Source organism: Pseudoxanthomonas sp. LjRoot204_2 (genome assembly GCF_056175765.1).
This window is the reverse complement of record NZ_JBGFFG010000180.1, coordinates 1-6,799: the sequence shown is the minus strand read 5'-3', so window position 1 is coordinate 6,799 and position 6,799 is coordinate 1. Positions and strand designations below refer to the sequence as shown.

At 65.9% G+C, this 6,799-nt stretch carries 9 protein-coding genes; 4 read left to right on the top strand and 5 right to left on the bottom strand.

Features of this window, described 5'->3' with window-relative positions; all coding sequences use genetic code 11:
• On the top strand, nucleotides 1-309 hold a 309-nt coding region (locus AC04L7_RS10055), incomplete at its 5' end, for a hypothetical protein (RefSeq protein ID WP_475512925.1).
• 3 nt (nucleotides 310-312) lie between these two features.
• Here the strand turns inward: AC04L7_RS10055 and AC04L7_RS10050 are convergent.
• The gene (locus AC04L7_RS10050) at nucleotides 313-975 is read right to left on the bottom strand and encodes a rhomboid family intramembrane serine protease (RefSeq protein ID WP_475512924.1); all 663 of its coding nucleotides are present in this window, start codon (nucleotides 973-975) and stop codon (nucleotides 313-315) included.
• Between the two features lie 43 nt (nucleotides 976-1,018).
• Complete coding sequence (locus AC04L7_RS10045; protein WP_435999775.1) at nucleotides 1,019-1,357, bottom strand: MGMT family protein; 339 nt, start codon at nucleotides 1,355-1,357, stop codon at nucleotides 1,019-1,021.
• Between the two features lie 41 nt (nucleotides 1,358-1,398).
• Here AC04L7_RS10045 and AC04L7_RS10040 point away from each other — a divergent pair, with 41 nt between their 5' ends.
• Entirely contained in the window at nucleotides 1,399-1,809 is a 411-nt protein-coding gene (locus AC04L7_RS10040) for a hypothetical protein (RefSeq protein WP_296282565.1), read from the top strand.
• A gap of 81 nt (nucleotides 1,810-1,890) precedes the next feature.
• Here the strand turns inward: AC04L7_RS10040 and AC04L7_RS10035 are convergent, their stop codons facing one another.
• Together AC04L7_RS10035 and AC04L7_RS10030 are read right to left on the bottom strand one after the other, a co-directional pair.
• Entirely contained in the window at nucleotides 1,891-3,012 is a 1,122-nt protein-coding gene (locus AC04L7_RS10035; RefSeq protein ID WP_435999777.1) for an inorganic phosphate transporter, read from the bottom strand.
• A 12-nt stretch (nucleotides 3,013-3,024) separates the two neighbouring features.
• On the bottom strand, nucleotides 3,025-3,651 hold the full coding sequence (locus AC04L7_RS10030) for a DUF47 domain-containing protein (protein WP_056878267.1): 627 nt from the start codon (nucleotides 3,649-3,651) through the stop codon (nucleotides 3,025-3,027).
• Between the two features lie 280 nt (nucleotides 3,652-3,931).
• Here AC04L7_RS10030 and AC04L7_RS10025 point away from each other — a divergent pair, with 280 nt between their 5' ends.
• A complete protein-coding gene (locus tag AC04L7_RS10025; RefSeq protein ID WP_475512923.1) occupies nucleotides 3,932-5,236 on the top strand; it encodes a hemolysin family protein in 1,305 nt (434 codons plus the stop codon).
• Between the two features lies 1 nt (nucleotide 5,237).
• Nucleotides 5,238-5,864 (top strand): exopolysaccharide biosynthesis protein, encoded by a 627-nt coding sequence (locus tag AC04L7_RS10020; protein ID WP_435999786.1) that lies wholly within the window; start codon nucleotides 5,238-5,240, stop codon nucleotides 5,862-5,864.
• A 102-nt stretch (nucleotides 5,865-5,966) separates the two neighbouring features.
• On the opposite strand, the gene AC04L7_RS10015 is transcribed toward AC04L7_RS10020, so the two are convergent.
• Nucleotides 5,967-6,799: putative bifunctional diguanylate cyclase/phosphodiesterase (locus AC04L7_RS10015; protein WP_475512922.1), on the bottom strand; the 833-nt coding region annotated here is incomplete at its 5' end.

Here is a 6,799-nt window from a genome sequence, read left to right as displayed (position 1 = left end):
GACGAGGCCGCACTGGCCTTGCTGTGCGGCATCAAGGCCCGGACCAGCGTTGTGCTCGGGGCCTGGTGGCGCTTCCAGACATACGTGGCCGCCGGTTCGAACCGTCGCGCACTGCTGATGCTGGTAGGTATCTTCCTGCTCTATCGCGTGCTGCTGCTCGTGCTCGACGACACAGGGCTGCCGCAATGGGGTACCGCCGTCACCCTCGCGTGGATGGGCTTCTGCGTCTACACGTGGTTCGCACCGACCCTGTTCTGGAAATCGGTCAGGCGTGAGCTGGAAACCGTCCGCCTGCGCCCGGACTTCTGAAGGCTACTTGACCACCCGTAGCTGCGGCCCCTTCTTCTTCCTCGGGCCGCCGAACGGCGGCTGTCGCCGCCAGTAGCGGATCACCAGCCATCCGAACAACATGCCGCCGAGGTGGGCAAAATGTGCCACTCCGGCCTGTGTCCCGGTTATCCCGTAGAACAGCGCCAGCGCGCCATAGATCATCACCAGCGTGCGGGCAGGAATTTCGGYAGGGAAAGGAAACAACACCATGCGGCGGTTCGGGAACACCATCGCGAACCCCAAAAGCACGCCATATACGCCACCAGAAGCTCCCACCGTGCGGATGATGGAACCGTCCCAAGCGGCCATCCCGCTGCTCACCAGCAACTGGCACAGGTTGCTGCCAACCACGCAAATGAGGAAGAAGGTCATGAAGTCGCGGTATCCCCAACGCTCCTCCAGTGCCGAACCGAACATCCAGATCGCAAGCATGTTGAAGGCGATATGCATGACGCCGTCGTGCATGAAACCACTGCTCAGCAGCTGCCATGGCTGGAATCCGTAGCCTGCCGACGACGCGAGCGCGCTCACTGGCCAGAGCTTGAAATACTCAAGAGCCTGGTCCGCAAGGAAGAACTGCAGCAGGAACACCGCCGCGTTGGCGATAAGCAGGGCCTGTACGGCAGGCGTCAGTCGGGGAAACATGGCAAACCTCGAAACGGTCGCGTTACATCATACGGGCAGCGCATCACCGCGCACCGGGACCCCACAGTGCCGCATCCAGATCGTCCGCCTTCGGCGGGCGCTTCACGCGTCCGTTCTCCACCTTCACGCCCTCGGCGCGCAGGCGCTGGCTCTGTTCGCGGAACGCTTTCGAGCCCTCGGGGAAGGCGATGCGCCCGTCCGAGCGCAGCACGCGATGCCACGGCAGCGAAGGGTCGGCGTTCTGGCTGAGGATGCGCGCGGTCAATCGCGCACGGCCCGGCAAGCCTGCCCGCTGCGCCACTTCGCCGTAGCCGGCGACCTGACCGTGCGGTATCGCACGGATTGCGGCAAGAATGCGATCTTCGGGAGACTTGGCGCCCATGCGGGATTAGCATAGCGGTATCGGCAACAGGGGAGCATCCCATGCAGAACTTCGAACAGGTCCGCGGCCACCTGAGTTCCTCCGGCTACAAGGTGACCATGCACGACCCGTATGTCGCCTGCGTGGAGTTGTCGCTGGACAATGGCAAGCGCCACCAGACGATCTACCTGTCCGAACTGGGCAACGATGACGAACGCGGCTATCTGCGCGTGAGCACGGTGATCGCCCCGATGACCGGCATCGACGCCAGGCGCGCATTGAAGTTCAACTGGCAGAGCAGCGTCGGCTACCTCGCCATCGGCGAACTCGATGGCGTGCCCTACCTGCAGCTGTGCGAGAACCGTCCGTACGAAAGCCTCAGCCCGGCCGAGGTGGACCGCCTGGTGCTGGAGATCGGCGGCTTGGGCGACAGCATGGAGCGCGCCCTCTCCGCGGAGGGCGATCTGCTGTAGCCCCGGCCCGCCATCGCGGCACCGGAAAGAAAAACGCCGCGCAAGCCCGGCGTTTTCTGTTCCAACGGATGCGGGGCCACGTCACGCCCAGCCGATCGATTCCAGCAACCGCAGCAGGCCGTAGGCGATACCGCCCGCGGCGGGAATCGTCAGCACCCACGCCCACAGGATGCGCTCGATCACGCCGAACTTCAGCGCGCGCGGGTTTTTCGCGAAGCCCACGCCCATGATCGCGGTGGAGATGCTGTGCGTGGTCGAGACCGGCATGCCGAAATGCGCGGCAACGGTCAGGATGGTGGCCGAGCTGGTCTCCGCGGCGAAGCCGTTGATCGGATGCAGCTTCACCATCTTGTGACCGAGCGTCTTGATGATCTTCCAGCCGCCCGACGCGGTGCCCAGCGCCATCACGATGGCGCAGGTGATGACGATCCACATGGCGATGTCCTGCTCGCCCGCACTGCCCGGATGCAGGAACGCCAGCCAGCCCGGCAGGTTGTCGAGCGCGCCGCTTGCCTCGGCACCGAACAGCGTCAGCGCGATGATGCCCATGGTCTTCTGCGCATCGTTGTGACCGTGCGCGTAGCCCATGTAGGCAGCCGACAGGATCTGCGCCTTGCCGAAGAACTTGTTGACGAAGTGCGGACGCGCCAGCCGGCCCAGCCAGCCGCCGAGCTTCGACAGCAGCACGATCAGCCCCCACAGCAGCACCATCACCACGATGCCGAGCACGAAGCCCGCCACCGGCGACGAGATCATCGGCAGCACGACCTTCCACAGGATGCCCTTGTTCTGCGTCCAGTCACCGGCCGCCTGCGACCAGATCAGCGCGCCCCAGTCGTTGTGCGCGGCGGCCAGCGCGGCGCCGCACAGGCCGCCGATCAGCGCATGCGACGACGACGACGGCAGGCCCTTCCACCACGTGATCAGGTTCCAGATGATGCCGCCGAGCAGGGCGCAGAGGATCACCTGCGAGGTCACCTGCACCACGTTGGTATCGACCAGGCCGGAAGCGATCGTCTTCGCGACGGCCGTACCGGTCAGCGCGCCGATCAGGTTCATCACCGCGGCCAGCATCACCGCCTGGCCCGGCGACAGCACCTTGGTGGCGACGACCGTGGCGATGGAGTTGGCGGTGTCGTGGAAGCCGTTGATGAACTCGAAGACGAGCGCGGCGAAGATCACCACCAGCACGAGGGTAAGCATGGGCGCGACCCGTCAGCTGTTCTTGAGGACGATCTGGTACGCCACCACGCCGGCCTCGCGGCAGCGGTCGATGGCCTTTTCCAGGATCTCGAAGAACTCCTTCAGCAGGAACATCTGCAGGTGGTCCAGGCGACCGGAGTAGATGTCGCGGTACAGCTCCAGCATGAGCCGGTCGGCCTCGTTCTCGATCGCGCGCAGCTTCTCGTTGAGCGACGTCATGCGATCGATGTTCATCTTCTTGATCTCGTGGACCATCTCCACGACCACCGACGCCGCCTGCTCCAGCATCGCCGCGCGCGGCGCGAAGTCGATGCCGTCCAGGTGCTGGATGGCCAGCGAATAGCGGTCGGCGAACTTCTCCACCTGCTTCGGGATCTTGTACAGCGCCGAGCCCAGCGCCTCGATGTCCTCACGCTCGATCGGGGTGATGAAACTRTCCACCAGCGCCTTGCCGATCTTGTCCGAAGCCGCGCGCTCGCGCAGGCGCGCCAGTTTGAAGGCATCGAGCGCCGGCTGGCGGTCGGTGGCCTTCATCATGGTATGCAGGGCCTTGGTGCTGTCGTGGGCGGCTTGGGCGGCCTCGTCCAACAGCGTGTAGAACTGCTGGCCGGAGCCGAAGATCGTCTGGAGGGAGAACATCGGGCGGTCCCACCGTCACGGGATGGACGGCTTCAGGGGCGGAATTATGACCGTTCCGTGACGGTTGCGGACAGCCCGAGCCGGTGGCCAGCGCGCCCGAGGGACTCCCCATTAGCCGAATGTCTCGTTCAGCTTCACGCGTCCGCGCGTCGGTCGTTTGCTAAACTCGCGCCGCGCCTCCGGGTGCACCCTATGGACGACGACCCTACCTCCCCCCACTGTCCCCCGCGACAGACCCCGCCCGCCCTGCCGGCCCTCCCCGCTCTGAACGGAGGCTCCCGTGCTTGAGCTGCTGATCGTTTTTGCCCTGGTGCTGTTGAACGGCTTCTTCGCCATGTCCGAGATGTCGGTCATGACCTCGCGCAAGAGCCGGCTGAAGCAGATGGCCCAGACCAGCCATCGCGCGCAGCGCGCACTCGACCTGTCGGAGAAGCCGGAGAACTTCCTGTCGACCGTACAGATCGGCATCACGCTGATCGGCGTCCTGACGGGTACCTTCGGTGGCGATGCCATCGGCAGCGCGATCGGGGCATGGCTTGTTTCCACCGTTCCGGCCTCCGCGCCCTATGCGTCCAAGATCGGCGTGGGCGTGGCGGTCGCGCTGATCACCTATCTGACGCTGATCTTCGGCGAGCTGGTGCCCAAGCGTCTGGCAATCACCCGTCCGGAAACCATCGCGGGTTTCGTCGCCGTCCCGATGGGATGGCTGGCCAAGCTGACCGCCCCTGCGGTTGCGCTGCTTGCCTTCAGCACGCGCCTGGTGCTCCGCGTATTCGGCTTGGCGGACGACAACAAGGAAGCGGTCACCGAAGAGGAAATCCGCATGCTCGTGTCCGAAGGACACGAGGCAGGCGTGATCGACGCCGACGAACGCAACATGATGAACCGCGTGCTGCGCCTGGGCGATCGCACGGCCGACAGCCTGATGACCCCGCGCAAGAAGATCACGTGGCTGGATGCGGCGGCACCGTACGAAGACAACCTGCGGACGATGCATGATTCCGCGTTCTCGCGCTTCCCCGTGTATCGCGGCAACGACCAGGACGTGGTCGGTGTGCTGGAAGTGAAATCGCTGCTGGACCGCTTCGGCATCGCCCAGCCCGACCTGTTCATCAAGCTGCGCGAGCCGCTGTTCGTGTCCGAATCCACGCACGCGATGAAGCTGCTGGAAATCTTCCGCGAGGAACAGCAGTCGCTGGCGCTGGTGGTCGACGAGTACGGCGAAATTCRGGGCCTGGTCACCCAGAGCGACCTGATGGGTGCCGTGGTCGGCCGCCTGCAGGCAACGGAGAACACCGAAGACGCGCCGCTCGTCGTGGTGCGCGAGGATGGATCGCTGCTGGTGGACGGCTCGCTGCCCAACGACGACCTGCGCGAGTTGATGGGTGGGGTGGCGCTGCCGGACGACGACGAATACAACACGGTCGCCGGCCTGATGATCGAGCGCTTCGGCCGCATCCCGCATGTCGGCGAACGCCTGGACTGGGCCGGCTGGCGGTTCGAGGTGGTCGACCTGGACGGCGCACGCATCGACAAGCTGCTGCTGCAGAAGCTGCCTGAAATCGACGAAGACCTGGCCATCTGACATGGCCGTCGACGAAACACCGCACCACACCAGCACTGCCGCGCTGCTCGACGGCTTCGCGGCCGGCGACCCCGACGAGGTGCTGCGGATCGGCGACCTGCTCAAGGATTTCGGCCCGGCGGCGTTCGGCATGCTGCTCTTCATCGGCGTACTGCCGGCCTTCATCCCGGTGCCGGGCGTCGGCGGCGCCATCGGTGGCCCGATGGTGGTCCTGGTGGGCGTGCAGTTGCTGCTCGGCATGCGCAAGGTCTGGCTGCCGGCCTTCCTGGCCCATCGGGGGCCGCACCGCAGCACGATGATCCGCTTCCGCCAGCGCATGGCGCCGTGGCTGCGCCGCCTGGAGAAGCTGGTGCGACCGCGCATGGCAGGCTTCCTCGACAACCGCATCGCGCTGAGCTTCACCGGCTTGCTGCTGGTGTTGCTGGGCATCCTGCTGGCACTGCCGATTCCCTTCACCAACTACGTGTTCGGCTTCCTGCTGCTGCTGTTCGCGCTGGCGCTGCTCGAGCGCGACGGCGCGCTGCTGCTGGTGGGCTGGATCGCAGGCGGCATCGCGGTGGTCGTGTTCGGCTTTCTGTCGGGGAACCTGTTCGAATCGCTGGCCCGGCTGGTCGACAGCTGGTTCTGAACAAGTCGCGCTGCTGTGGGAGCGACGTAAGTCGCGAGCCTCTCCTCAGCGGCACGTCATCGCGACTGACGTCGCTCCCACGGYGGCCCCGGCGGACGTGCTTCAGGCGATCAGCTGCGCGAACTCCGCCGCAGTCACCGGATATCCCAGCCAGTAACCCTGTGCCAGGTCGCAGCCGCGCTCGCGCAGCAGGTTGAACTGGCCTTCCTTCTCAACACCCTCGGCGACGACGGTGATGCCCAGCGAGTGCGCCATGGCGATGATCGCGGTGGTCAGCGCCAGGTCGTCCGGGTCGCGCAGCATGTCGGCGATGAAGCTGCGGTCGATCTTCACGCCGTCCACGGGCACGCGGCGCAGGTGGCTCAGCCCGGAGAAGCCGGTGCCGAAGTCGTCCAGCCACACCTTCACGCCGGTGCGGTGCAGCGTGGCCAGCAGCGCGCTGGCGTGCGCCTCGTCGCTGATGACGGCGGTCTCGGTCAGCTCCAGGTGCAGGCGCGATGCCGCCAGGCCGGTGTCGCGCAGGCACTCTGCGACCACATCCGGCAGGTCGCCGCTGCGCAACTGGCGCGGCGACACGTTGACCGAGACGAACAACGGATCCAGCGCGTCGCGTTCGGTGCTCCAGCGCGCGGCCGCGGCACAGGCGGCACGCAGCACGCGCGGACCGATGCTCTCGATCAGTCCGCTCTGTTCGGCCACATCGATGAACACCGACGGCGCCACCATGCCAAGCTCCGGATGTTGCCAGCGCAACAACGCTTCAGCACCGACGATGCGGCTGTCGGCCATGCGGAATACCGGCTGGTACATCAGGCTGAGTTCGCCGCGCTCCCACGCGCCCCGCAGTTCCTGCTCCATGCGCACGCGGCGTTCGACGGCCTGGTCCATCGCGCGGCTGTAGAAGCGGTAGCAGTTCTTGCCCGCCACCTTGGCCT

What these genes read in the sequence shown, in the direction of transcription:
- AC04L7_RS10040 (WP_296282565.1), top strand. Translation starts at nt 1,399, where the DNA reads ATGCAGAACTTCGAACAGGTCCGCGGCCACCTGAGTTCCTCCGGCTAC.
- AC04L7_RS10035 (WP_435999777.1), bottom strand. Translation starts at nt 3,012, where the DNA reads ATGCTTACCCTCGTGCTGGTGGTGATCTTCGCCGCGCTCGTCTTCGAG.
- AC04L7_RS10045 (WP_435999775.1), bottom strand. Translation starts at nt 1,357, where the DNA reads ATGGGCGCCAAGTCTCCCGAAGATCGCATTCTTGCCGCAATCCGTGCG.
- AC04L7_RS10020 (WP_435999786.1), top strand. Translation starts at nt 5,238, where the DNA reads ATGGCCGTCGACGAAACACCGCACCACACCAGCACTGCCGCGCTGCTC.